Genomic DNA, 23,972 nt, shown 5'->3' with positions numbered 1-23,972 from the left:
AGCCGCCGGAGGACGTGCTGGCGATGGGTCGCGGGAGACCGCTGCCGTGCACGGGTTACGTGCCGGTCCACCGCCTCGTCGCGCGGTTCGCGCGCACCGACCCGTCCCGGGTGGCGGTGCGCGCCGCCGAGGGTGCGATCGGCCATGGGGCGCTGGATGCCTGGGCCGGCCGGATCGCGGCCCGTCTTGCCGCCCTCGGCGTCGGCCGGGAAAGCCGCGTCGGCGTGCTCTGCCCGCCCTCGGCCGCCATGGTCGCCGCGGTGCTCGGCGTGCTGCGCTGCGGGGCGGCCTACGTTCCGCTGGACCAGGCGCAGTCCGGCCTGCGCCTCGCCGAGGTGCTGGCCGACGCCGGGGCCGACGCCGCCCTCGTCACCGCGGAGACCGCCGGGCGGCTGGCGCAGGCGGGCGCGCCGCTGGTCCTGGCGGACGCGGAGAGACACGAGGAGAGACACGAGGAGAGGGCCGAGGGGAGAAAGGGGGCGGCGGAGGCGGCACGGCCGGGGCCGCCGCCCGCCGTTGCGGTGTCCCCCGGGGATGCCGCGTATCTCGTCTACACCTCGGGCAGCACCGGGGAGCCCAAGGGCGTGCTCGTCGAGCACGGCCAGCTCGCCGCCTCCACGCTGGCCCGCCGCTGCGTCTACCCGGGGGCGCCGGTCTTCCTGCTCGTCTCGCCGCTCGCCTTCGACTCCTCGGCGGCCGGGCTGTGGGGCACGCTCACCGCGGGCGGCACCCTCGTCGTGGCCACCGCGGACGAGGTCCGCGACCCCGGGCGGCTGCTCGGCCTGGTGGAGCGTCACGGGGTCACCAGGCTCCTGTGCGTGCCCTCGCTGTACGCGGTGCTCCTCGACGCCGCGGAACGGCTCGGCGTCCGCAGCCTGCGCTCGCTGGAGAGCGTGATCGTGGCGGGCGAGCCGCTTCCCGAGGCGCTGGTCGCCCGGCACTTCTCCCTGCTGCCGGAGCGCGTCGCCCTCGTCAACGAGTACGGGCCCACCGAGGCGACCGTGTGGGCGAGTTACCACCGCTTCGAGGGGCCGGGCCCCGTGTCCATCGGCGGGCCCGTGCCGGGGGCGCGGCTGTACGTGCTCGACGACGCGATGCGGCCGGTGCCCAGGGGAGAGGAGGGCGAGCTGTTCATCGGCGGCTCCGGCGTCGCCCGGGGCTACGCCGGCCGGCCGGAGGCCACCTCCCTGGCGTTCCTCGCGGACCCGTTCGCCGAACGCCCCGGCGCCCGCATGTACCGGACGGGTGACCGGGTCCGGTGGAACGGCGAGGGCAGGCTGGAGTACCTCGGCCGCCGCGATCACCAGGTCAAGATCCGCGGGCACCGGGTGGAGCTGGAGGCCGTGGAGGCGGCCCTGCGCTCGGTGGCAGGGGTCCGGGAGGCGGCCGTGGCGCCCGACCGCGCGCGCACCCGCCTGGTGGGGTTCGTCACCGCGGCGCCCGGCACCGATCCGCGGGCCGTGCGGGAGGCGTTGTCCCGGCGGCTGCCCGCCGTGATGGTGCCGGCCTGGATCACGGTCCTCGACCGGCTGCCGGTCACGTTCAGCGGCAAGACCGACCGTGCCGCGCTGCCGGCCCTGGCCGAGCAGAGCCTGCCGGAGGCCGTCACCGCCCCGGCGGGTTCGGGGGCCCCCGCCGCCGGGGCGGGGCCGGGGCGGCAGCTCGCCGAGCGGGTCGCGGCGGCCTGGGAGGAGGTGCTGACGCTCCCCCACGTGCCGGCGGACGTCAACTTCCTCGATCTCGGCGGCCACTCGCTCGCCATGTTCAAGTTGCAGGACGCCCTGGAGCGGCACACCGGGGTGCGGCCCTCGCTCGTCTCGCTCTTCCGCCACACGACCGTCGCGGCCCAGGCCGCGCTCATCGGCGGCCAGGCAGGCCCGCCCGCCCGGCCGCTCCCGCCCGGCGGCCGGCAGTCGGCCGGCCGCGTCCACGCGATGCGCGCCCGCCGGCGGGACGCGGAGGGGGAGGCCGGCCATGACTGAGACCCCCGGGCACTGGCTCCGGTGCACGCGGCCGAGACCCGGGGCCGGGGGCGTGCTGGTCTGCTTCCCGCACGCCGGCGGCTCCGCCTCCTTCTTCCGCGACTGGGGCGGCGCGCTGCCGGAGTTCGAGGTGCACGCCGTGCGCTACCCGGGGCGGGCCGAGCGCATCGACGAGCCGCCCCCCACCGACCTGCGCGCACTCGCCCGGGACATCGCCGGGGCCCTGGCGCCCCTGGGCGCCCGCCGCCTGGTCCTGTTCGGGCACAGCATGGGCGCCGCCGTGGCCCTGGAGGCCGCCCTGGCCCTGGAGTCTGGCGGCGTCCCGGTGACCCACCTGTTCGCCTCGGGCAGCCGCGACGCCCCCCTTCCGGAGCCGGGCCCTGAGCCCGAGGCGCCCCCGGACGACGAGGCCCTGATCCGCAGCCTCGTCGCACTGGGCGGAACGGACGCGGAGCCGGCCGCCGATCCGCTGTTCCGGGAGCTGGTGCTCCCGTACGTACGCGCCGACACCGAGATGTTCCACTCCTACGACGGCCGGGTGGGGTCACCGCTGCGCTGCCCCGTCACGGCGATCGCCGGCGACCGGGACGAGGACGCCGACCGCCGCCCGTGGAGCGCACTGACCCGCGGCGGCTTCGCCCAGCACGTCGTGCCGGGCGGCCACTTCTACCTGCGCGCGCGTCCGCCCTTCGCACTGGTGCGGACGTCCCTTGATCCCACGACGAGTCGACGGAGGCAGTCACACCATGGACGCTGAGCGGCGCCACGCGGCCGGAAACGGCGAGACGGAGACCGGAGGGGCCCCGGACCCGGACACGGTGCGCGCACGCGACCGGCGCCACGTGTGGCACACGTGGTCCCCCCTGAGCGCGGACCGCTCCCGGCTGACCCTGGCCAGGGGCCGGGGATACCGCGTGTGGGACATCGACGGCAGGGAGTACATCGACGCCGCCTCCCTCAACACCGTGTGCGGCTACGCCCATCCGCACGTCGCCGAGGCGGTGGGCCGCCAGCTGGGCCGGCTGCACCAGTTCGACCTGTCCCTCGCCAGCCACGAGCCCGCCGGGTTGCTGGCCGAGCGGCTGTCGTCGTACCTGCCGGAGCAGTTCGCGAAGACGCTCTTCGTCAACAGCGGTTCGGAAGGCATCGAGGCCGCGGTGGTGATCGCCGACGGCTACTGGGCGCACCTGGGCAGGCCGCGCAGGCGCGTGGTCACCTTCGCGCGGGGCTACCACGGCTCGACCGTGATCAACCGCAGCCTGTCCGGGCTTCCGCGCGTCAGGCACGCCTTCTCGCCCGCGCTGCCGGTGACGCACGTGGACCTGCCCGTCCCCCCGGGCGAGTTGCACCGCCCCGAGTCCCTCGCACCGCTGCTCTCGGCCTTCGAACGCGCCCTGTGCGCGGATGCGGACGACCCGCCGATGGCGGTCCTCGTCGAGCCCTTCCTCAACGTGGGCGGCGGCGTGGTGCTGCCTCCCGGTTTCCTGAAGGGGCTGAGCGAGCTGTGCGCCGCCACCGGCACGCTGCTGATCCTCGACGAGGTGTTCACCGCCTTCGGCAGGACCGGCCGGATGTTCGCCTGCCAGCGCGAGGAGGTGCTGCCGGACATCCTGGTCACCAGCAAGGGGCTCAGCGGCGGCTACGTCCCCATCGCGGCCGTCACCGTCCACCAGCGCGTGCACGACACCTTCCGCGCGGACCCCGTCATCGGCGGCCTGCGCTACGGCCACACCACCTCGGGCCACCCGGTGGCCTGCGCGGCGGCGCTCGCCACCCTGGACGTGGTCGAGCGGGAGGGGCTGGCCGAGCGGGCCGAACGGCTCGGGGCCAGGCTCCGCGACCGCCTCGGTGCCCTGGCCGGCACCGGCGAGGTCACCGACGTCCGGGGGCTCGGCCTCGTCCTCGTCGTCGAGCTGTCCTCAGCGGAGGCCGCCGCCGGCCTGGTGTCCCGGGCCGAGGGCCTGGGCCTGCTGCTGCGGCAGCCGGGCGAGGCCGTCATGGCGGTGCCCTCCCTGACGATCGACGAGGAGGGCGCCGAGACGGTGGCGGACCTCCTGGAGCAGGCCGTGGCCAAGGGCGCCTCGTGACGGGGCCCGCGGCGGCCCCGGAGGGCGGCGGGGGCCGGCGGGCCGCCGCCCGCATCCTGGCGGCCGTCACCGCGAAGCGGGCCGGCCTCGCACTGGAGCCGGGGGAGATCGCCGCCCTCGTCTCCGACTACGTCGCGGGACGGGTCCCGGACTACCAGATGGCCGCCTGGCTGGCCACCGTGGCGTGCCGGGGGATGAACGCGGCGGAGACGGCCGCGCTCGCCCGGGCGTACGCCGCCGGCGGCCGGCGCCTGCGGCTGGGCGACACCGGCCGCCCGGTCGTGGACAAGCATTCCACCGGGGGCGTCGGGGACACCGTCAGCCTCGTCGCCGTCCCCGTCGCGGCGGCGTGCGGGGTCGCCGTCGCCAAGATGAGCGGGCGGGGGCTCGGCATCGCGGGCGGCACGCTGGACAAGCTGGAGTCCGTCCGCGGGCTCCGGCTCGACCTGGGCGCCCTTGAGGTCCGCCGCGTGCTGGGCGAGGCGGGCATGGTCATCACCGGCCAGAGCGACGAACTCGCGCCGGGAGACCGGGCGACGTACGCGCTGCGCGACGTCACCGCCACCGTCGACAGCGTGCCGCTCATCGCCGCCAGCATCATCGGCAAGAAGCTCGCGTTCGGCGCCCGCGCCCTGACCCTGGACGTCAAGACCGGCGCGGGCGCCCTGATCCCCGACCACGCGCGGGCGGTGCGGCTCGCCAGGACCATGGTCGACCTGGCCGAGGGCCTCGGCCTGCGCTGCCGCGCCGTCCTCACCGACATGAGCCAGCCCCTCGGCCACGCCGTGGGCAACGCCCTTGAGGTCAAGGAGGCCCTCTCGGTGCTGCGCGGGGAACACGTGCCGGGGCTGTCGGAGGTGAGCCACGTCCTCGCGGGGCAGTTGCTGCTGAGCGCGGAACCCGGACTCGGCGAGGAGGAGGCCGGCCGGCGCGTGCGCCGTGCCCTTCGCAGCGGGGCCGCGCACGAGACGTTCCTGCGCTGGGCCCGGGCGCAGGGCGCGGACGCCCGCGTCCTGGCGGACCCGGGCCTGCTGCCTTCGGCTCCGCGCCGGCAGGTGGTCAGGGCGGACCGCTCCGGCTGGGTCGCCGAGGTCGACCCGCGTGCCATCGGGAGCGCCGCGCTGCTGGCCGGCGCCGGGCGGCTGGTGCGGGGCGCCGCGCTGGATCACGCCGCGGGCGTCGTGCTGCGGCGCCGGGTCGGCGACCCGGTGTCCGCGGGCGAGGCCCTGGCCGAGCTCCACCACACCCGCGAGGACGCCTCGGACGCCCTCGCACGGGCCGCCGCCGCGTTCACCCTGGCCGACGAGCCCCCCGCCGCCCGCCCGCTCGTGCACGGCTTCGTCGGGCCCTCGGGGCGTGCGGACGGCACCACCGCAGAAGAGAGCGCAGAAGCACGAGCCGGAGAGAGTGAGTCTCATGCCCACACAGAGCAGGTTTGACGAGGTGCTGGCCGCCGCGCGGCGCGCCGGCACGACGTTCGACAAGATCCCGGGCGACCCGGTGCCGGTCCGCAGCCCCTCGGGGATCGGGCCGCTGGAGGCGAGCGAGATCGTCGCGCGGTACGACAGGCACGGCTTCGCCGTCCTGGAGCTGGCCTCGGGTCCCGCCACCCCGCAGGCGCTGGAGGCGCTCGCCGCACGGCTCGGTCTCGGCGACCCGTTCCTCCCGCCGCTGTACCGGAAGGGCGGCACGACCACGCCGGTGGCGCAGATATCCGCCGCCTCGAACGCGGGGGGCCGGGACGAGAACCACCCGTCCTTCGGGCGCCGGGTCGGCCAGCGGCTGCACTGCGACGGGACGCTTCAGGCCATCGGATACGTCAAGGCGTCCGTCCTGCTGTGCGAACAGCCGGCGGCCGAGGGCGGCGAGACCATCCTGTTCAACGCGTCGGCCGCCTACGCCCAGCTCGCCGCCGTCGACCGGGCGGCGGCAGCGGCGCTCACCGCCCCCGGGGTGCTCGTCCGCCAGGCGAACGTCAACGGCTGCACCGACATCAACGCGAATCCGGCCTTCAGCGTCCAGGACGGCCGCCTGGTCTGCGGCTATTCGGTCACGGAAACGGACCGGTGGGCCGTGCCCGAGGGGGTTTCCGAGGCCGACGTCCACCGGGGCGTCGGTTTCCTGCTGAACGCCTCGCTGCCCGGCAGCCGGCACTTCGCGCAGTTCATGCTCGGGGCGGGGCAGGCCATCGTCTTCGACAACACCCGGATCTCCCACGGCCGCACGGCCTACCGCGACTCCGGGAACCACCGGCGCCGCCTCTACCGCAGCCTGCACCTTCGGCATCCCCGTGTCCGGCCGGAAGGGCTGTGAGCGCGCGGCGGGTCCTTGTCCGGTCCTGTCCCGGCTCACCTGCAGAACGGGGGCCCCGCCGGCGGGAATTCACCCGCCGGGGCCGGGGAAGGCGTCCGCGCGGGAAGGCCCGACCCGCCGGGGGCCGGGCCGCGGGGAAAGCACGGCGAGTCCCTCCGGTGGGCGTCTCACAGTACGCCGCCAACGGTGTATTCGATTGTTGCGAAGCGGGATTCCTCGCTATTGTTGCCGACACCCAGCCGGCCGGGAGAGACGCCCGGCGGCAACCGAACTCTCGTGCCCGCAGGGGCAGTTGACAAAGCGTGGGCGGCAGAGGGCGATTGTTCGGCAGTTGCTCGGCGATTGTCCGGAAGTTCGGCCGGGGGCTGGGTCTCCCCTACCTCAAGGATGCGGACTTGGCGCTGACGCTGAACCTCGGAATCCTGGCGCACATCGACGCCGGAAAGACCAGTCTGACGGAGCGCTTACTTCATTCTGCAGGCGTCATCGAGACCGTCGGCAGCGTGGACGAAGGCAGCACTCAGACCGACTCCCTGGCATTGGAACGGCAGCGGGGTATCACCATCAAGTCGGCCGTCGTCTCCTTCGAGATCGAGGGAATCACGGTCAATCTGATCGACACGCCGGGACACCCCGATTTCATCGCCGAGGTGGAGCGGGTGCTGGGCGTGCTCGACGGTGCCGTGCTGGTGATCTCCGCGGTGGAGGGGGTGCAGGCGCAAACCCGGGTGCTCATGCGCACGCTGCGCCGGCTGGAAATCCCCACGCTCATCTTCGTGAACAAGATCGACCGCAGCGGCGCGCGGTACGACAGCCTGCTGCGGGACATCGCGGAGCGGCTCACCCCCACCCTCGCCGCCATGGGGGAAACGCGGCGCCTTGGCGCGCGGGATGCCGGGTTCCTCCCGTTCGGCGAGGGTGACGCCGCCTTCACCACCCGGCTGGTCGATCTTCTGGCGGCCGGGGACGACGAGTTGCTCGCGGCTTATGTGCAGGACGAGTCGTCCGTTTCCCACGCCGATCTCCGCGCCGCACTCGCGGCGCAGACGCGGCGGGCCCTGGTTCATCCGGTGTTCTTCGGCTCGGCGATCACCGGCGCGGGCGTGGAGCCGCTGATCCGGGGAATCCGGGAGCTGCTTCCGGCCACGGAAGGGGACGCCGCGGCCCCGCTCGCCGCGACCGTCTTCAAGGTGGAACGCGGCGCGGCCGGCGAGAAGATCGCCTACGTGCGGATGTTCGGCGGGACGCTGCGGCTGCGGGAGCGCCTGTGCCTGGACGGGCAGGAGGAATCGAAGGTCACCACGATCGGCGTCTTCGAGTCGGGCACGGTGGTGCACCGCCCGGCGGTCGGTGCGGGCCGGATCGGCAAGGTCTGGGGCCTCCACGGCGCCAAGGTGGGCGACACGTTCGGGAATCCGCCGGCGAAGACCTCGGGCCGTCTCTTCTTCCGGCCCTCGCTGGAAACGCTCGTCGTCCCCTGCCTGGCGTCCGAGAAGGGGCGGTTGCACGAGGCGCTCACCCAACTCGCCGAGCAGGACCCGCTGATCAATCTGCGTCAGGACGACCTCAGGCAGGAGATCTACGTCTCGCTCTACGGTGAGGTGCAGAAGGAGGTCATCCAGGCGACGCTGAAGGACGACTACGGCATCGACGTCACCTTCCGCGAGACGACCCCCATCTGCGTGGAGCGGCCGATCGGCGTCGGCTCCGCCTTCGAGATCAAGAACAAGGACCCCAATCCGTTCCTCGCGACGGTCGGGCTGCGCATCGAGCCCGCCCCCGAGAACAGCGGCGTCGGCTACCGGCTCGAAGTGGAGCTGGGGTCCATGCCGTTCGCCTTCATGAAGGCGGTGGAGGACACCGTCCGGGAGACCCTGCGGCAGGGGCTGTACGGCTGGGAGGTCACCGACTGCACGGTGACCCTGACGCACTCCGGCTACTGCCCGCGCCAGAGCCATGCCCATCAGCGGTTCAACAAGGCGATGTCGAGCACCGGGGCCGACTTCCGCGGCCTGACGCCCCTGGTGGTGATCGACGCGCTCCGGGAGGCCGGCACCCGGGTGCACGAGCCGGTGCACCGCTTCCACCTGGAGGTGGCCTCCGACACGGTCGGGGTGCTGATGCCGGTCCTGGCCGGGGCGCGGGCGGTGGTCGGCTCGATGACCAACCGCGGAAACGTCTCCGTCCTGGAGGGCGAGCTTCCGGCCGCCGAGGTCCACGGGCTGCAGCAGCAGCTTCCCCCGCTGACCCACGGCGACGGGGTGCTGGAGGCGGAGTTCGCGCGCTATCAGCCGGTGAGCGGCGAGCCGCCGTCCCGGCCGCGTTCCGACCACAACCCCCTGGACCGCAAGGAGTACCTCCTCCACTTCACGCGGGGGGTCTGAGCCAGGCCCGGGTGCCCCGCGCCGAAGGCACCCGGCCGCGCGGCGCGTGCCCACCGGACGGGCCCGCCCGGCCCGGGGCGGTGGTCAGCCGGCGGCCTCGCCGGCGTCCCGGCCGGAGCCGCCGGCGGCGTCCCCGCCGGCGCCTTCCCCGAGTTCCCCGCCGGAGTCCCTGCCGAATTCCTCGCCGAAGGCGGCGCCGAGGGCCGCGGCGATCAGGCCGGGCAGGTCCGCTCGCCCGTCCTCCCGGGCCCAGCGCGTGAGGGCGACGTGCATCGCGGCGAGGCAGGCGCCGGCCGCGACCCAGACGCGGAACTCCGCCTCGGGGTCGGGCGCCTCGCCCAGCAGGGCGCCGACGATGGCGCGCTGGGTGGCGTACTGGCTGTCCAGGTGCCGCGCGCGCAGCGCGGGCGTGTCGATCATCAGCCGCAGGCGGGCCAGCAGCAGCTCCCGCTCGGGCGAGGGCCGGTCCCCCGCGGCCGGGCCGAGCACGTCGCGGGTCGTCTCGACCAGGGTCCGCCCGATCCGGCGCACCAGGGGCTCCCCGGCCGGGCGGGCCGCGACCCGGGAGGCGATGAGCGGGTCGTACCCGTCGTGGAGCACCAGGTCTTCCTTGGTCGGGAAGTGCCGGTAGACGGTCATCGACGAGACCCCCGCGGCGTGCGCGATCTGGTTGACCGTGGTCGCGTCGTAGCCGTGCTCGGCGAACAGCCGCATCGCGTGCGCCTGGATCATGCGCTGGGTCTCCACCCGCCGGCGTTCCCGCAGACTCTGCCCTCCCTCACTCATGTGCGATACGGTATCGTCCTGTTAGTCACTAACAGTTTGAGGGACACTCACATCAAGGGGCGGAACATGGGCGGACTTGCGGGCAGGACGGCGCTGGTGACCGGGGCCTCGCGCGGAATCGGGCGGGCCATCGCCAGGCGCCTCGCCGCCGAGGGCGCGCTCGTCGCCGTGCACTACGGCAGCAGTGAGGCCGCGGCGCACGAAACGGTGGCCGGCATCGAGAGGTCCGGCGGGCGCGCCTTCGCCGTCCGGGCCGAGCTGGGAGTGGAGGGGGACGTGGAGACCCTGTTCGCCGGCCTGGAGCGCGGACTGGCCGGGCGGCCGCTGGACATCCTCGTCAACAATGCCGCGACCGCCCCGGCGGGCCCGATCGAGACGGACACCCCCGAGCGCTTCGACCGGCTCTTCGCGGTGAACGTCAGGGCCCCCTACTTCCTGATCCAGCGGGCGCTCCCGCTGCTGCGGGACGGTGGCCGGATCATCACCCTGTCCTCGGTCGCCACCCGGGTCGCCAACCCCGGCCAGACCTCGTACGCGATGAGCAAGGGTGCCCTGGAGACGATGACCCTGACCCTGGCCAGTGCCCTGGGCGGCCGCGGCATCACCGTCAACGCCGTGGCCCCCGGCGCCACCAGGACCGCGGACAACGCGCAGGTCTTCGAGGCGCCCGGCCTGGAGGAGTTCATCGCCGGGCAGACCGCCCTCGGCCGCCTCGGCCGGGCGGAGGACGTCGCGGACGCGGTCGCCTTCCTCGCCTCGGGGGACGGCCGCTGGATCACCGGGCAGGTCCTCGACGCCAGCGGCGGCGTCCACCTCGGGCTCAGGGCCTGAGCACGCCGGGGCGCGGGGCGCGGTCCCCTCGCGCGCCGGACCCCTGGGGCGAGGAGGCGGCGCGCTCCCGCGTTCAGGCGCCCCAGCGACCGGCCCTGGCCGCGAGTTCCAGGCTCGTGGGGCCGTCCGACTCACCCCGCTCCCGGGCGAGTTCGCCCGCGATGGTGAAGCGGGCGGCGGCCTCGGGGGAGCGCGCGGCCTGCCGGACGATGTCGTCGACCAGGGCGGTGGCCATGTTCAGCCTCGGGTAGCGCGCGTGGAGGACCTCGCCCTGCTCCTCGCTCACGAGCTCGGCCCCGATGCCGAAGTCGGCGCCCACCCCCTTGCGGGTGAGGTAGGCCAGCACTCCCCGGCGCAGGGCGATGCCGGGCGAGGCGTGCAGCGCGATCGCCTCCCAGACCGCGTCCGTCTCCCGGCTCCCGTAGCCGTGCCCGGTGAGGAACTCGGCGGCCATGTCGGCGCCTTCGACCTCGAAGCGCTCCTTGCCCGGGGCCGAGGGCGAGGTGCCCAGGTCGTGCAGGACGCAGGCGAAGAACAGGAGTTCCTCGTCGAAGTCGGCGCCGGCCGCCAGCCCCTCCTGCGCGGCGAGCAGGGTGGCGAACACGTAGCTGCGGATGCTGTGGTTCGCGACGGGCTCGCTCTCGTGCGCCCGGGCGTGCTCGACGGCGCGGCGGGCCACCGGGGTGTCGGGCAGCTCAGGAACCAAGGGGGAAACGTTCATGGTGCGACCGTAGGCAGGCCGCCGCGGGAGCCGTCAGCGGCACGGGTGCCAGCTCCCGTTAGGATCGTGCCATGCCTGGTCAGCCCTCAGGCGCGCACCACGTCGTCGTGCTGGTCCTGCCCGGCGTTCTCGCGCTCGACCTCGGAATCCCGCTGCAGGTCTTCGGCAGCTGGGCCGACGGCCCCTACCGCCTGGCGGTGTGCGCGGAGCGCCCGGGCCCGGTCCCGGTGCACGGCGGCCCGGCCCTGCACGTCGAGCACGGTCTCGACCGTCTCGACGCCGCCAACACCGTCATCGTCCCAGGGCAGGCCGAGCCGGCGACGCCCTCCGCCGCGGTCTGTGAGGCGCTGGCCCGCGCGGCGGCCCGCGGCGCGCGCATGGTGTCCATCTGCACCGGCGCGTTCGCCCTGGCCGCCGCCGGGCTGCTCGACGGGCGGCGCGCCACCACGCACTGGCTGTACGCGGCCGACCTGGCGGCCCGCCATCCGCGGGTCAGGGTGCAGCCGAGGGTGCTGTACGTGGACGAGGGCACCGTCCTGACCTCGGCCGGGGTCGCCGCGGGTCTCGACCTGTGCCTGCACCTGATCCGCCGCGACCACGGGGACCGCATGGCCAACCAGCGGGCGCGGCTGCTGGTGACCGCCCCGCACCGCAGCGGGGGCCAGGCCCAGTACATCGACCTGCCCGTGCGGACCGGGCGGTCCGGCGGGCTGAAGGAGCTGTACGAGTGGGCGCTGGGGAACCTGCACCGGCCGCTGACCGTGGACGAGTTGGCACGGCGGGCCGGCGTCTCCCGGCGGACCCTCATCCGCCGCTTCCACGCGGAGACGGGGCAGCCGCCGATGCGGTGGCTGCTTGCGGCCAGGCTCAGTCAGGCGCGGGAGCTGCTGGAGTCGACGCCCCTCACGGTGGAGGCCGTGGCGCGGCGCTGCGGGCTGGGCACGCCGGCCAACTTCCGCGCGCTGTTCAAGGCGCACGTCGGCGTCCCGCCCAGCGCGTACCGCGACGCCTTCCGCCCCGCCGCCGGGACGCGCCCCGCGCCGCCGGCCGCTCCCGGCGGCACCGCGGAGGCGCCGGTCCGGCGGCGGCCGGCCGCCGAGGGGCGCGGCGGGCGGGGGCCGCTCCCCCACGGCCCGCGGTGAACCCGGCCGCGGCGGGCGGCGGTTGCGCGGCGCCCGTCCGCCCGCGGGGCCCCTCCGCCCGCGGGGCCGCCGGCCCGCGGAGGCCGGCTCGCGGGGGCGGGCCGAGGCGGGGCGAGGGCCGGGCCCTGCGGTCTCAGCGGCCGGCGACGAAGGGGGCGAGGCCGGCGAGGTACGCCTCGTCCTCCGGGTGGAACTCGCGCTCGGTGAGGGGCTCGTCCTCGGCGAAGACCTCGCTGACCGGGCACGGGTGCGGCTGTGTGGCGTCCAGGGTGAAGTCGCCGAGCCGGCGGCGGGTGCGCGCTTCGTAGACCTCGACCCGGTAGCGGGCCGCGAAGTAGTGCACGGCGTGGCCTGACAGGTAGGGGCAGGCCATGGCGGGCTCCTCGGACAGCCGCCCGACACGGCTGCTGCACGCGACCACCTGGATCTCCTCCGGGGCCGGTTCCCCGCGGCCCTCCCCCGCCGTCGTCAGCCAGGAGGAGGGGCCTTCGCCGAAGACCACCGCGGGGTGCGGGGCACCGCCCCGGTAGGGAGCCGCCTGCTCGTGCGCCCGGCCCTCCCGGCAGACCACGGCGAGGTCCCGCAGGCTCCGCGGCGGCCCCGGCTCCTCGAAGAGCCCGAGGACGCGCACCAGGAGGGCGCCGATCGCCCCGGCCAGGACGAGGAGCAGCAGGGCGAGCACGACCCAGGGCGCCCGCGAGGGGCCCGGCGCCGCGCGCCGCTCGTGGTGGCTTCCCCGCACGGGCCCGGGCTCGGCCGGCCGCGCGGCCCGCCTCGGCCGTGAGTTCCCCACGGGAGCACGGTATCGGGCCCCGGGGGGCCGGGGACAGCGCGGGGAGCGAGCGGGCCGGGCCGCGGGCGTGCCCCCGGCGAACGCCCGTTGCCCCCGCGGCCTTCCGGCCCCGCCGTGGCCCGTCCCGCCCCGCCGTGCGGGGCCTTGGTCCCGAGCAGGAAGGACACGAGCGTGCCGGCCTCGTGCGGCCCGGGCACGGAGGGGTGGACCTGCCGTCGGCGCTGCGCCCCGGTGGCCGCGTGCCGCTCGGAGATGCGGACCGGGGAGGCGTGGACGCGCCGCGGGTTCCGGGGCGGGCGATTGGCGTGAAGGCTCCCTAGGCGGGGGCGGGGGACGGCGGGAGACTGCGGCGCCAAGGGGCGGACCGTGCGCGAGCGGCGCGGCGGCGGGCCCCGCAGCCCCCGTCGCGCGCGGGGGCCTTGCGAAGGGGGCGCGGATGACCACCACCGGATCAACCGGATCAAGGGGCAGGCGCCGGGCGGCGCGGGCCGCGATCGCGGCCTGCGCGGCGGCCTGTTGCGCCGTGCCGTGGGCCACCCCGGCACAGGCGCTCGGCACGACGATCGACCCGGCCACCCGCAACTACGGCTGCTGGCTGCGCTGGGCCGACGACTGGCAGAACCCCGCCATGGCCGCCGAGGACCCGATGTGCCTGCAGGTCTTCCAGGACGACCCGCAGGCCGTGTGGCAGTGGGACGGCGTCTACCGCGACGGGCCCACGCCGCCCCCGGACGGCCACCTCTGCAGCGCCGGGCAGGCGGCAGGCGGGCGGTACGACTCCCTGGACCTGCCGGGCCCCTGGCGGACGACCCCGATCGCCGACCCCAACGGCAACTTCTCGGTGCGCGTGCACGACCTGCTCAGGGACGGCGCCGACCTCATCTGGATCTGGGTCACCGAGCCGGGATTCGACCCCACGACCCAGCCCCTGACCTGGGACGACCTGGTACTCGAACGCACCGAGGGCTCCTTCGAGCCGGACTGGGGCGCCCCCTCGCCCGAGCCGCACCTGCCCGGCGGCACCTACGAGGTCGTGGTCAGCGCGCCCGGCCGCAGCGGCCACCACGTCGTCGTCACCCAGTTCGCGCTGACGGGCCAGGAGCGCAGCCACTGGCTGTGCAGCGACGTCGACTTCGGCTGAGGACAACGGGCCGCCGCCGGGGGGCCGCCGTGGGTGGGCGGCCCGGGTGGGGCCGGAGTCGGGCGGCCGGGGACTACGGCGCCCGTGGGATGTCCCCGCGGGCCGTTGACGGTGGCTGCATACGCCGGAAAGGCGCGCTTCGGCGAGCGGCGCGCGCGGGGAATTCCCCATTCCGTCGGATGTTCTCCCGGTACATCGACGCCATAATTCCCGTGCACCCGGTGGATTTTTGGCCTTCGAGGAACCGCGCGGCGCCGGCGTTTCATCGAACGGCAGCTCCGGCCGGCCGGAAAAAGAAATTTCCGCTCTCACGAGCGGACGGCATATGCCTCCCTGTGGGCCCGCGGTGAATGCACCCGGGCGCCTCGTCAGAGAAAGGGGCTGCGGTGATTCTCGCCGAATCCGTGGCCGCTCCGATTCCCCAGCACCAACTTCTCGTCCTCCTGCTCCAGGTGAGCGTGCTGCTCGTGGCGGCGATTCTGCTCGGGCGGCTGGCCCAGCGGCTGCACCTTCCCGCGATCGTCGGCGAACTGTCCGCCGGCGTGCTCCTCGGCCCCTCGCTGCTGTCGCATCTGCTGCCCTCGGTGACCGGCTGGCTGTTCCCGCAGGAGGCCGGGCAGATGCACCTGCTCGACGCGCTCGGGCAGGTCGGCGTCATCCTGCTCGTCGGCTTCACCGGCATGCACATCGACATGGGCCTGGTGCGCAGGAAGGGCTCCCACGCGGCCGTGGTCAGCCTCACCGGCCTGCTGCTGCCGCTCGGGCTCGGCATCTGGCTCGGCCTGGCGATGCCCGCGCGGCTGCGGGAGGACGGCTCCGACCCGACCGTGTTCGCCTGCTTCGTGGGCGTCGCCATGTGCGTGAGCGCCATTCCGGTCATCGCCAAGACGCTCATGGACATGCGCCTGATACACCGCAACATCGGCCAGATGATTCTCGTCGCGGGAACCATCGACGACGCCGTCGGCTGGGTTCTCGTCTCCCTGGTGTCCGCGATGACGACGGCGAACGGCCTCACCGGCGGCGATGTTCTCACCTCGCTCGGGCATCTCGCGCTGGTCCTTCTGGTCATGGTGACGGTGGGCCGTCTCGCGGTGAACCGGGTGATGCGCGCGGCCATTTCCTCCGGCGTCCGCGGCATGCCCGTGGTGGCCGCGGTCGGGCTGATCGTCCTCTCCGCGGCCGGCACACAGGCCCTGGAATTGGAGGCGGTGTTCGGCGCCTTCCTGTGCGGGGTGCTCATCGGCACCGGAAAGGGCATCGACATCCGCCCGCTGGAGCCGCTGAACACCACCGTCGTCACGGTGCTCGCCCCGCTCTTCTTCGCGACGGCGGGACTGCGGATGGACCTCACCGCGCTCGACGACCCGGTGATCGCCGGCTGGGCCCTCGCGGTGGTCGTGGTCGCCATCGTCGGCAAGTTCGCCGGCGCGTTCCTCGGCGCCCTGATCGGCAGGGTGAACCGGTGGGAGGCGCTCGCGCTGGGCGCCGGGATGAACTCCAGAGGGGTCATCGAGGTCATCATCGCGATGATCGGCGTGCGCCTGGGCCTGCTGACCGTCGAGATGTACAGCATCGTCATCCTGGTGGCGGTGATCACCTCGGTGATGGCCCCGCCGATGCTGCGGCTGGCCATGCGCCGGGTCGAGCACACCGCCGAGGAGAGCCTGCGCGAGCGGCGCGTCCTCGACCTGGGCGGCACGCCGGAGGGCGGCGGGACGGCCCTGGGGCAGGAGCCGTCCCCGGCGGAACGCTGAGCGCCGCCCGCTCACTCCGCGGGCTTCTCCCAGACGGAGACGTGGTGGCGGCTCTCCGCGGTGAAGGGCTGCCGGGACCAGCCCTCCCACCGGTCCCGCAGCCTGAGCCCGGCGATCCTGGCCATCAGGTCGAGTTCGGCGGGCCACACGTAGCGGAAGGGGATCGCGCGGTACTCGCCGCGGCCCCCGGCGACGCGGACGTGGTGGGAGCTCATCGCCTGGGTGGCCGTGTCGTACACGTCGAAGCCCAGCGTCTCCTCGCCGACGTGGAAGGGCACGACGTTCTGCCCCGGCGGCAGCCTGCGCAGGTCGGGGACGCCGACCTCGACGAGGAAGCAGCCCCCGGGGGCCAGGTGGGCGGCGGCGTTGCGGAAGCAGTCCACCTGCGCCTCCTGCGTGGTCAGGTTCATGATCGTGTTGAAGACCAGGTAGACCAGGGAGAACGTCCCCTCGACCCGGGTCGTGACGATGTCGCCGATCGTCACTCCGATCGCGTCGCCGCCCGGCTTGGCCCGCAGCCGGGACACCATGGCGCGCGACAGGTCGATGCCGTGCACCTCGACGCCGCGCTCCGCCAGCGGGAGGGCCACGCGCCCGGTGCCGACGGCGAATTCGAGGGCCCGCCCCCGGCCGGCGAGCCCGGCCAGCAGGCCGGCCGTCGCGTCCAGCAGTTCCGGCTCGAACATGTCGGCCGACGACTCGTCATAGTGCTCCGCGACAGGCTCGCCGAAGTAGTCCTCTGGTGCGTTCACGGGGGCAAAGGCTAGCCCCGCCGCGGGCGGTGCGCCCGGAATTTCCGGGCCGCCTCGCCCCGTGGCGAGGCGGCCCGCGGCCCGCGCCCCGCGAGGATCCGGGCTACGCGGCCGCACGCGCCAGCAGGGCGCGCAGCGCGCCGGTGACCTCGGCGGGCGCCTCCTCGGCCATGAAGTGCCCCGCGGAGACGGTGCGGTGCTCCAGGTCCACGGCCCAGGCCCGCCACAGCGCGGCGGCGTCGTAGCCGAGCGCGGCGCCCCAGTCCTGCTGCAGCACCGTGACCGGCATGCGCAGCCGGTTGCCCGCGGCGCGGTCGGCGCGGTCGTGGACGAGGTCGATCCCGGCCGAGGCCCGGTAGTCGGCGACGATGGAGGGCACGGCCGCGCGGGACGCCGCGAGGTAGGCGGCGCGCACCTCGGCGGGGATGGCCCCGGGGCGTTGCGTCCAGGCGTCGAGGAAGTGGCCGAAGAAGGCGTCGGGGGCGGCCCCGATCAGGGTTTCCGGCAGGCCGGGGGGCTGGGCCATCAGGTAGAGGTGGAAGCCGACGGCGGCCGAGGTGCCGTGCATCGCCTCCCACGTGTCCGGGGTCGGCAGGATGTCGAGCAGCAACAGGTGGGTGACGGCGTCCGGGTGGTCCAGGCCGGCCCGGAAGGCGACGAGGGCACCGCGGTCGTGCCCGGCCAGGGCGAAGCGTTCGCAGCCCAGGGCGCGGGCCAGGGCGACCACGTCGGCGGCCATGGTGCGCTTGGCGTACGCGGAGCCCTCGGCGTTCTCCGCGGGCTTGTCGCTGCCGCCGTAGCCGCGCAGGTCGGGGCAGATGACCTGGTGGCCGGCCGCGAGTTCGGCGGCCACGTGCCGCCACATCAGGTGGGTCTGCGGGAACCCGTGCAGCAGGACCACGGGGCTGCCCGAGCCGCCGACGGCGGCGCCGAGCGTCACGCCCTCGGCGACGGGGATGCGCCGGTACGCGAAGCCGGGGATGGCGGGTGCCATGGGGATACTCCCTCTCGTCTCGTCTCTCGTCGGCCGTCTTCCTCGGCCGTCCTCGGTGGCCGCGGCCCGAACGGGGCGGTCGGCTTCCGCCCCGTTCGCGGTCCACGGTGCCCGGTCACGCCGCCCGGGCGGCGGGCCGCGCGGGAAGGTGGGCACTTCGAGCCTGCGGGCGGCGGATCAGCAGACAATCAGCACGGTGGTGGCGGGCGAGGCGGGACACGGGAGAGGCGTCGGATGGAGTCGGAGCCGGTGGCGTTCGGGGTGCTGGGGCCGGTGACGGCCGAGCGCGGCGGTGCCGCCCTCGCGCTGCGGGGACCGCGGCACCGGGCCGTGCTGGCGCGGCTGATCCTGGCCAGGCGGCAGGTGGTCCCGGTCGCCGTCCTGGCCGCGGACCTGTGGGAGGAGCCCGGGCCCGGGGCCGTGGGCGCGCTGCGGACCTTCGTCGGCGACCTGCGCCGCGCGCTCGAGCCCGACCGGCCGCCGCGCGCCCCGGCCGGGCTGCTGGTCACCCAGGGCCCCGGCTACGCCCTGCGGGCCGCGCGGGAGGCGGTGGACGCCTGGCGCTTCGAGTCCGCCGTGGGGGCCGCCGCGCGGCTTTCACCCGAGCGGGCGCTCGAACGGCTCGGGGCGGCGCTCGGCCTGTGGCGCGGGGAGCCCTACGCGGAGTTCGCCGACGCCGCCTGGTGCCGGGGCGAGCGGCAACGGCTGGCCGAACTGCGGCTGCGCGCCGTCGAGTTGCAGGCCGAGGCCCGGCTCGGCGCGGGCCTGGCCGCCGAGGCGGTGCCCGACCTGGAGGCCCATCTGGCGGACCACCCCTGGCGGGAGGAGGCCTGGCGGCTGCTGGCCCTGGCCCTGTACCGGACGGGGCGGCAGGCGGACGCGCTCGGCCTGCTGCGCCGGGCCAGGGCCGCCCTGGCGGAGGGCCTCGGCCTCGACCCGGGGCCGCGGCTGCGCCGCCTGGAGGCCGACATCCTCGCCCAGCACCCCCGCCTGGACGCCCCGGCGGAGCCGGCCGCGGCGGCGGCCCGGCTGTGGGCGCGGACGGCGGCGGCGTACGACCGGACGGTCGCCCCCACCGCGCGGGCACGGCTCGAATCGACCGTCGGTCTGCTCCGCAGCCTCGCCCTCACCGGCGGCGGCGGCCTCGAGGCGGCCAGGGAGCACCGGGCGGCGGCCGTCGCCGCGGCCGAGGAGCTGGGCGATCCCGAGCTGCTCGCCGAGGTGGTCGGCGCCTTCGACGTGCCCGCCCTGTGGACCCGCAGCGACGATCCGCGGCTGGCCGGGCGGATCGTGGCGGCGGCCGAGCGGGCCCTTGGGGCCCTCCCGGACGACCCGGCCCACGCGCCCGCGCGCTGCCGCCTGCTGGCCACCGTCGCGGTGGAGCTGCGCGGCACCCGTTCCGCGCGGGGGGCGCGGGCGGCGCGCGAGGCGGAGGAGATCGCCCGGCGCCTGGACGATCCGGCGCTGCTGGCCTTCGCCCTCAACGGCGTGTTCCTGCAGTCCTGCGGCCGGGCCGGGCTCGCGCCGCGGCGGGACCTGGTCGGGGCCGAGCTGATCACGCTGGCCGCCCGGCACGGCCTGGTGAACTTCGAGGTGCTCGGGCACCTGATCCGGATGCAGGCGCGCGCCGGGCTCGGCGACCTCCGCGCCGCGGACGCGCACGCCGCCGCGGCGGACCGGCTGGCCGAGCGGCACGAACGCCCGCTGGCCGCGGTCTTCACCGAGTGGTACGGCGCGCTGCGGCTGGCCGCCGCCGGGGAGCACGAGCGGGCGGAGGCGGCGTACCTGGCCGCGGCCGCGGGCCTGGCGGGGGCGGGCATGCCGGGCGTCTCGGAGGGGCTGCTGCCGCTGGCCCTGCTGTGCCTGCGCCTGGGGCGCGGGGCGGCGCCCGGGGCCGGCCGGGCCGCGGACTTCGGCCCGTACCGGCCCTGGGCCGAGCCGCTGCTGCTGTTCGAGGCGGGGCGCGGGGCGGAGGCGGGGGCCGCGCTGCGTGCCCAGCCGGAGCCGCCGGCGGACCTGATGTACGAGGCGCTGTGCTGCCTGGGGGCGGCGGCCGCCCTGCGCCTCGGCGACCCGGAGGCCCTGCGGGCGGCCCAGGCCCGCCTCCGCCCCGCCGCGGGCCAGCTCGCGGGCGCGGGCAGCGGCCTGGTCGTGCTGGGGCCCGTGGACCGCTGGCTGGCCGGGATCGCCGAGGCGCTGGGCCCCCGGGGCTCCCGGGGCTCCGCCGGGCACCCGGGCGGCTGACCGGCGAAGGGCGGCGGCCGCCGCGGCCGGCCGGGGGCGGGCCGGGCGAGGCCCGGGCCGCGGGAGGCGGGCGGATTCGCCACCGGACCTGTCCGCGCCGCGACCGGACGTGCCCGCCTCGCGACCGAACGTGCCCACGCCGGGCGGGCTTCGCGACCGGGCGTGGGTGGCTCGCGACCGGGCGTGCCGACTCCCGGGCCGGGACCCGCCGCGTGGCGATCGGGACGGGCCGGGTGCCGTGGATCGCGGCGGCGCGGGCAGGCGTGGGGCGTAGGGCGCTCACACCGGCGCGCACCCGGCGCCCCGCGCCGCTTCCGCCGCCGGGCGCGGGGGACGCGGTGAGGCGCGGTGAGACCCGGTGAGGCACGGTGAGGGAGGACGGGATGACGGCGACCACCGTGGGGGTCGAAGAGGAGTACCTGCTGCTCGATCCGGAGGACGGGCGGCCGCTGCCGCTGAGCCGCGACGTGCTGGCGGCGGCCGGCCGCCTGGCCACGGTCGGCTCGCGGGAGGTGGAGCACGAACTCCTGCAGGCCCAGGTCGAGGTGGGCACCCCGGTCTGCCGGAGCCTCGGGGAGGTGGACCGTCACCTGCGGCGGCTGCGGGCCGCGGTGCGCGCCGCGGCGGCCGGCGGCGGCGCCCGGCTGGCGGCCTCGGGGACGGCCCCGGCCGGCGGGCGGGCACCGGTCACCGACCGGCGGCGTTACCTGGCGATGCTGCGGGACGCGCCGCGGCTGGTGGACGAGCAGCTGATCTGCGGCATGCACGTCCACGTGGGGGTGGAGGACCGGGAGGCCGGGGTGGCCGTGCTGGACCGGATCGGGCCCTGGCTGCCGGTGCTGGTGGCGCTCGGCGCGAACTCCCCCTACTGGGAGGGCGCGGACACGGGCTTCGCCAGCTGGCGCACGGTGGTCTTCGGCCGGTGGCCGGTGAGCGGGCCGCCGCCCGCCTTCGCGGACGCCGCGGAGTACGGCCGCAGGACCCGTGCCCTGCTGGAGACGGGGGTGATCCGCGACCTGGGCCAGGTCTACTGGCAGGCCCGGCTGTCCGAGCGCTACCCGACGGTGGAGGTGCGGGCGCCCGACGTGCAGCTGGAGGTCGCCGACGCCGTGGCCCTCGCGGGGGTGGCGCGCGGCCTGGTCCGCACGGCCCTGCGGGAGGAGGCCGAGGGCCTGCCGCGGCCCCTCGCGCCGCCCGAGCTCCTGGCCGCGGCCAACTGGCGCGCCTGCCGGCACGGGCTGACCGGCTCCCTGGTGCACCCGGGCACCGCCCGCTGCCGTCCGGCGGCCGAGGTCGTCGAGGCCCTGCTGGGGCACCTGACGCCCGCCCTGCGGGAGGCCGGCGACCTGTCCCTGGTGAGCCGCGGTCTCGCACGGCTGCTCAGCCGGGGCACCGGGGCCGACCGGCAGCGCCGGACGCTGCGGGAGGCGGACGCCGGGGCCTACTTCCGGCTGATCGAGGGCTGAGCAACCGGCCCGGCGCTCGCCCCCGCACCCCCGGACCCCGGGACCCGGCACTGCTCGCCACGCCCCACCCACCCCCCGGGCTCGGCGCCCCGCGAGCCGGGGAGGCCCCGGCGTTCCGCCGGGAACGCCGGGGCCGTGGTTTCACGCACGCGGAGACCGCCCCGGGCGCGGGCCGCCCCGCGTTCCGCCTCGGGGGCGTCCCGGGCCCGGCGGGGGGCCGCCGCGGGGCCCGTTCAGCGGCGCCGGGAGGTGCGCTCGCCCTTCGGGCCACGGCCGCGTTCGGTGCGCGGCCCGCGCGACTGCCAGTGCGGGTCCCGCTGGAGTTCCGCGTTCGCCTCCTCGTTGGCGTGGCGGTCCGGGACGCCCTGGTCCTCGGCCGCCTTCCTGGCGTGCGCCCGCTTGATGTCGTAGGACTTGCTGCCGGGTTCCGGCATGGCCATGCGCCTCCTTCTGGGATCTCCCCCGCCTTCGTGGTTCCGCGCCCGCGCGCGCCGTCGCCGCGCCGGCTTCCCCCGGGCGCCGCGGCCCGCGCCCACGGGTCAGGGCCGGTTGGCCTTCGGCTTGCCCGGCTCGGTGGGCGTGCCGTGCGGCGGCGGGTGGACGGGCTCGGCGGAGGTCTCGGGGCGCGCCGGGGAGCCGCCGGGGGCGGGCCCCGGCTGCTCGGGGCGCGCTCCCGCGCCGCCGGGGGACGGGCTGCTCCCGCTCCTGAGCTGGTTCAGGCGGGCCTTGAAGAGCTCCGTCACGGGGCGGCGGTCGGCGTGCTCGCGCTCGTAGCGCATCAGGTGCTCGAGTTCCTCCACGGACAGCGAGCGGATGCGGTGCCCGAGCGAGCCGACGGGAAGATGGTCGAAGTCGGGCAGCGGGAGTTCGTCGTGCTGCCGAGTGCTCATCGTTCCTCCTCACGGAGCGCGTCCCGGCGGGACGGCCCGTGTCCTCCGGTTGTCTGACAGGGTCGCTCGTGCGTGGCGTGGGCCGCCGCCGCAGCCGACCGCGGCGCGACCCGGCCGGCTGCGCCCGCGGCCCCCGCCGCTCACGTGTTCCCTGATCGGCCCCGGCGGTGCCCGCGGTACTGCCTGCGCACTCCCGGGCCCCGATCGCGGGACGGGTATCCGCCCCCACCCCCACGAAACGCCCGCGGCCCGGCCCACGGCGGCAACCCTGGGTAGCGGCCCCCGGACCCCGGGTGTCCCTGGCGGGTTTCCCCGGCTCGGGCCGCCGGGCCGCCGCCCGAGCGTGCCGCCCGGGCGCAGGGCCCTCCCCCGGCGCGCCCCCCGGCGCGCCCCCGCCGACGTGCCCGGGCCGGTGGGCGAGGGACGGGGCGGGCCGGGGCCGGGCGTTGGCCGCGGAAGGCCGCCGACTCCCCGGCGCGCGGCTCCGGTTGGCGCCTCGGGCGGCGGGCGGGGTGGGGGAACGGCCGCCCCGCCGCTGAACTGACGGGCCGTCACCCGGTCGAGGGGGTTTCCCCGGGAGGGGGAAGGGGCACCCGGTGGTGCGCAACCGGGCCGGGGCGCGGGTCCCCACCGGCCCGCGAGGGCCCGGCCGAAGCGTCCGGCCCGGCAGCGGGCCGGAAGACCGCGCCGGCGTGCCGGGCCGCGCCCCGAGGAAAGCCGAGGAAAGCCGAGGAAAGCCGAGAAGAAGGGAGCCCTCCATGCTGAGAGCCATCGCGGACGTGTTCCGCGCCGTCGGCGGCGCCGTCGCCACGGTGGTGACGCTGCCGTTCCGGATCGTGGCGCGGATCTTCGGCGGCGCGTCGGACACCGCGCACGGTCACCACTGAAGCCGCGGGAGCCCCAGGACGCGGGGCGGGCCGCACCGGCGCGACGGCGCTCCGCCGCGCGGGGCCGGGCCCGTTCCGCGGGTTCCCGGCGGAGGGCGGCGGGCGATCTCTCCCCGGAACCGGCGCCCCCGCCGGGGCCCACCGCGCCGCCGCCCGGCTCCGCGGCGCCCGCCGGCTCAGCGGGCGAGCGCCGCGTCGAGCAGGGTGGTGGCCGCCTCGCGGGCCGCGGCGAAGGAGGTGGGGTCGCGGTCCATGCGGGAGGACTGCGAGGCGCCGTCGTAGAGGAGGTGCAGCTGGCGGGCCAGCCGCTCCGGCTCGGGAACGCCCAGCTGCCCGGCGAGGCGGGTGAAGAGGCCGCGCAGCCAGGACCTGAACTCGTCGGCGGCGACCTCGGCGAGGCTGCCCGAGGGCACCTCGGCGGTGGCGTTGGCGAAGGCGCAGCCGTGGTAGCCGGGCCTGGCGCACTGCTCGCCCTGCACGTCGAAGATCGTCAGCAGCCGCTCGCGCGGGGAGTCCACCTCCGCCAGCCGCCGGGTGAGCCGCGCGGTGATGCGGGCGTGCCGCTGCTCCAGGTAGGCGCGGATCAGCTGCTCCTTGCCGCCGAAGGTGTTGTACAGGGATGCCTTGGCCACCCCCGCCCGCTCGATGATCCGGTCGATGCCGACCGTCTGCACGCCCTCCGCGTAGAACAGCTCGTCGGCGGCCGCCAGCAGGCGCTCGCGGGCCGAGGGCCGGGCCGCGTCCTTCGTCGCCGTCACCACATCCGTCCTCTCCACCGGTCCCGGGCCGGCGCGGCCCGGGC

21 protein-coding genes are annotated in these 23,972 nt (G+C 76.3%); 13 read left to right on the top strand and 8 right to left on the bottom strand.

What is annotated here, in order from left to right; genetic code table 11:
• Nucleotides 1-59 precede the first annotated feature (59 nt).
• The 6 genes from D7294_RS07230 (at nt 60) to D7294_RS07205 (ending at nt 8,766) form a co-directional block, all read left to right on the top strand.
• Nucleotides 60-1,982 (top strand): non-ribosomal peptide synthetase, encoded by a 1,923-nt coding sequence (locus D7294_RS07230; RefSeq protein WP_241562167.1) that lies wholly within the window; start codon nt 60-62, stop codon nt 1,980-1,982.
• On the top strand, nt 1,975-2,739 hold the full coding sequence (locus D7294_RS07225; RefSeq protein WP_120676730.1) for a thioesterase II family protein: 765 nt from the start codon (nt 1,975-1,977) through the stop codon (nt 2,737-2,739). The genes D7294_RS07230 and D7294_RS07225 overlap by 8 nt, the downstream gene beginning before the upstream one ends.
• A complete protein-coding gene (locus tag D7294_RS07220) occupies nt 2,729-4,069 on the top strand; it encodes an aminotransferase family protein (RefSeq protein WP_120676728.1) in 1,341 nt (446 codons plus the stop codon). Before D7294_RS07225 ends, D7294_RS07220 begins: the two co-directional genes overlap by 11 nt.
• Nucleotides 4,066-5,508 carry a thymidine phosphorylase gene (locus D7294_RS07215; RefSeq protein ID WP_120676726.1) on the top strand — a complete coding sequence of 481 codons (1,443 nt, stop codon included), beginning with the start codon at nt 4,066-4,068 and terminating at the stop codon, nt 5,506-5,508. The genes D7294_RS07220 and D7294_RS07215 overlap by 4 nt, the downstream gene beginning before the upstream one ends.
• Nucleotides 5,486-6,382: a TauD/TfdA family dioxygenase gene (locus D7294_RS07210; RefSeq protein WP_120676724.1), complete on the top strand. Its 897-nt coding sequence runs from the start codon at nt 5,486-5,488 to the stop codon at nt 6,380-6,382. The genes D7294_RS07215 and D7294_RS07210 overlap by 23 nt, the downstream gene beginning before the upstream one ends.
• A gap of 395 nt (nt 6,383-6,777) precedes the next feature.
• Complete coding sequence (locus D7294_RS07205; protein ID WP_120676722.1) at nt 6,778-8,766, top strand: elongation factor G; 1,989 nt, start codon at nt 6,778-6,780, stop codon at nt 8,764-8,766.
• Nucleotides 8,767-8,850: 84 nt separating this feature from the next.
• Here the strand turns inward: D7294_RS07205 and D7294_RS07200 are convergent, their stop codons facing one another.
• Nucleotides 8,851-9,552 (bottom strand): TetR/AcrR family transcriptional regulator, encoded by a 702-nt coding sequence (locus D7294_RS07200; RefSeq protein ID WP_120676720.1) that lies wholly within the window; start codon nt 9,550-9,552, stop codon nt 8,851-8,853.
• Nucleotides 9,553-9,618: 66 nt separating this feature from the next.
• On the opposite strand from D7294_RS07200, the gene D7294_RS07195 reads away from it, so the two are divergent.
• Nucleotides 9,619-10,383 carry an SDR family NAD(P)-dependent oxidoreductase gene (locus tag D7294_RS07195; RefSeq protein WP_120676718.1) on the top strand — a complete coding sequence of 255 codons (765 nt, stop codon included), beginning with the start codon at nt 9,619-9,621 and terminating at the stop codon, nt 10,381-10,383.
• Nucleotides 10,384-10,456: 73 nt separating this feature from the next.
• Here D7294_RS07195 and D7294_RS07190 read toward each other — a convergent pair whose 3' ends face one another.
• Nucleotides 10,457-11,104: an HD domain-containing protein gene (locus D7294_RS07190; RefSeq protein WP_120676716.1), complete on the bottom strand. Its 648-nt coding sequence runs from the start codon at nt 11,102-11,104 to the stop codon at nt 10,457-10,459.
• Between the two features lie 71 nt (nt 11,105-11,175).
• On the opposite strand from D7294_RS07190, the gene D7294_RS07185 reads away from it, so the two are divergent.
• Nucleotides 11,176-12,246 carry a GlxA family transcriptional regulator gene (locus D7294_RS07185; protein WP_120676714.1) on the top strand — a complete coding sequence of 357 codons (1,071 nt, stop codon included), beginning with the start codon at nt 11,176-11,178 and terminating at the stop codon, nt 12,244-12,246.
• Nucleotides 12,247-12,379: 133 nt separating this feature from the next.
• Here the strand turns inward: D7294_RS07185 and D7294_RS07180 are convergent, their stop codons facing one another.
• Nucleotides 12,380-13,039 (bottom strand): hypothetical protein, encoded by a 660-nt coding sequence (locus D7294_RS07180; protein WP_147450782.1) that lies wholly within the window; start codon nt 13,037-13,039, stop codon nt 12,380-12,382.
• Between the two features lie 436 nt (nt 13,040-13,475).
• Here D7294_RS07180 and D7294_RS07175 point away from each other — a divergent pair, with 436 nt between their 5' ends.
• Both D7294_RS07175 and D7294_RS07170 read left to right on the top strand, forming a co-directional pair.
• Entirely contained in the window at nt 13,476-14,180 is a 705-nt protein-coding gene (locus D7294_RS07175) for a lytic polysaccharide monooxygenase (protein WP_120676710.1), read from the top strand.
• A 386-nt stretch (nt 14,181-14,566) separates the two neighbouring features.
• Nucleotides 14,567-15,937 (top strand): cation:proton antiporter, encoded by a 1,371-nt coding sequence (locus tag D7294_RS07170; RefSeq protein ID WP_241562166.1) that lies wholly within the window; start codon nt 14,567-14,569, stop codon nt 15,935-15,937.
• 11 nt (nt 15,938-15,948) lie between these two features.
• Here D7294_RS07170 and D7294_RS07165 read toward each other — a convergent pair whose 3' ends face one another.
• Both D7294_RS07165 and D7294_RS07160 read right to left on the bottom strand, forming a co-directional pair.
• The gene (locus D7294_RS07165) at nt 15,949-16,689 is read right to left on the bottom strand and encodes a class I SAM-dependent DNA methyltransferase (RefSeq protein WP_120676706.1); all 741 of its coding nucleotides are present in this window, start codon (nt 16,687-16,689) and stop codon (nt 15,949-15,951) included.
• 103 nt (nt 16,690-16,792) lie between these two features.
• Nucleotides 16,793-17,683 carry an alpha/beta hydrolase gene (locus tag D7294_RS07160; RefSeq protein WP_120676704.1) on the bottom strand — a complete coding sequence of 297 codons (891 nt, stop codon included), beginning with the start codon at nt 17,681-17,683 and terminating at the stop codon, nt 16,793-16,795.
• A 234-nt stretch (nt 17,684-17,917) separates the two neighbouring features.
• On the opposite strand from D7294_RS07160, the gene D7294_RS07155 reads away from it, so the two are divergent.
• Together D7294_RS07155 and D7294_RS07150 are read left to right on the top strand one after the other, a co-directional pair.
• Nucleotides 17,918-19,927 (top strand): AfsR/SARP family transcriptional regulator, encoded by a 2,010-nt coding sequence (locus D7294_RS07155; protein ID WP_120676702.1) that lies wholly within the window; start codon nt 17,918-17,920, stop codon nt 19,925-19,927.
• Between the two features lie 383 nt (nt 19,928-20,310).
• The gene (locus tag D7294_RS07150) at nt 20,311-21,393 is read left to right on the top strand and encodes a carboxylate-amine ligase (protein ID WP_120676700.1); all 1,083 of its coding nucleotides are present in this window, start codon (nt 20,311-20,313) and stop codon (nt 21,391-21,393) included.
• A 233-nt stretch (nt 21,394-21,626) separates the two neighbouring features.
• On the opposite strand, the gene D7294_RS07145 is transcribed toward D7294_RS07150, so the two are convergent.
• On the bottom strand, nt 21,627-21,833 hold the full coding sequence (locus D7294_RS07145; protein WP_241562165.1) for a hypothetical protein: 207 nt from the start codon (nt 21,831-21,833) through the stop codon (nt 21,627-21,629).
• Nucleotides 21,834-21,932: 99 nt separating this feature from the next.
• A complete protein-coding gene (locus D7294_RS07140) occupies nt 21,933-22,283 on the bottom strand; it encodes a DUF8129 domain-containing protein (RefSeq protein ID WP_120676698.1) in 351 nt (116 codons plus the stop codon).
• A 758-nt stretch (nt 22,284-23,041) separates the two neighbouring features.
• On the opposite strand from D7294_RS07140, the gene D7294_RS33655 reads away from it, so the two are divergent.
• A complete protein-coding gene (locus tag D7294_RS33655; RefSeq protein ID WP_277751072.1) occupies nt 23,042-23,170 on the top strand; it encodes an LPFR motif small protein in 129 nt (42 codons plus the stop codon).
• Between the two features lie 176 nt (nt 23,171-23,346).
• Here the strand turns inward: D7294_RS33655 and D7294_RS07135 are convergent, their stop codons facing one another.
• Nucleotides 23,347-23,928, bottom strand: coding sequence for a TetR/AcrR family transcriptional regulator (locus D7294_RS07135; protein WP_120677116.1), 582 nt, complete (start codon nt 23,926-23,928; stop codon nt 23,347-23,349).
• Nucleotides 23,929-23,972: the final 44 nt, after the last annotated feature.

It is taken from the genome of Streptomyces hoynatensis (assembly GCF_003626535.1).
In the GTDB taxonomy this organism is placed as follows: domain Bacteria; phylum Actinomycetota; class Actinomycetes; order Streptomycetales; family Streptomycetaceae; genus Streptomyces; species Streptomyces hoynatensis.
Note: the sequence above shows the minus strand (reverse complement) of the source record. Positions and strands in the feature narration are given on the sequence as shown.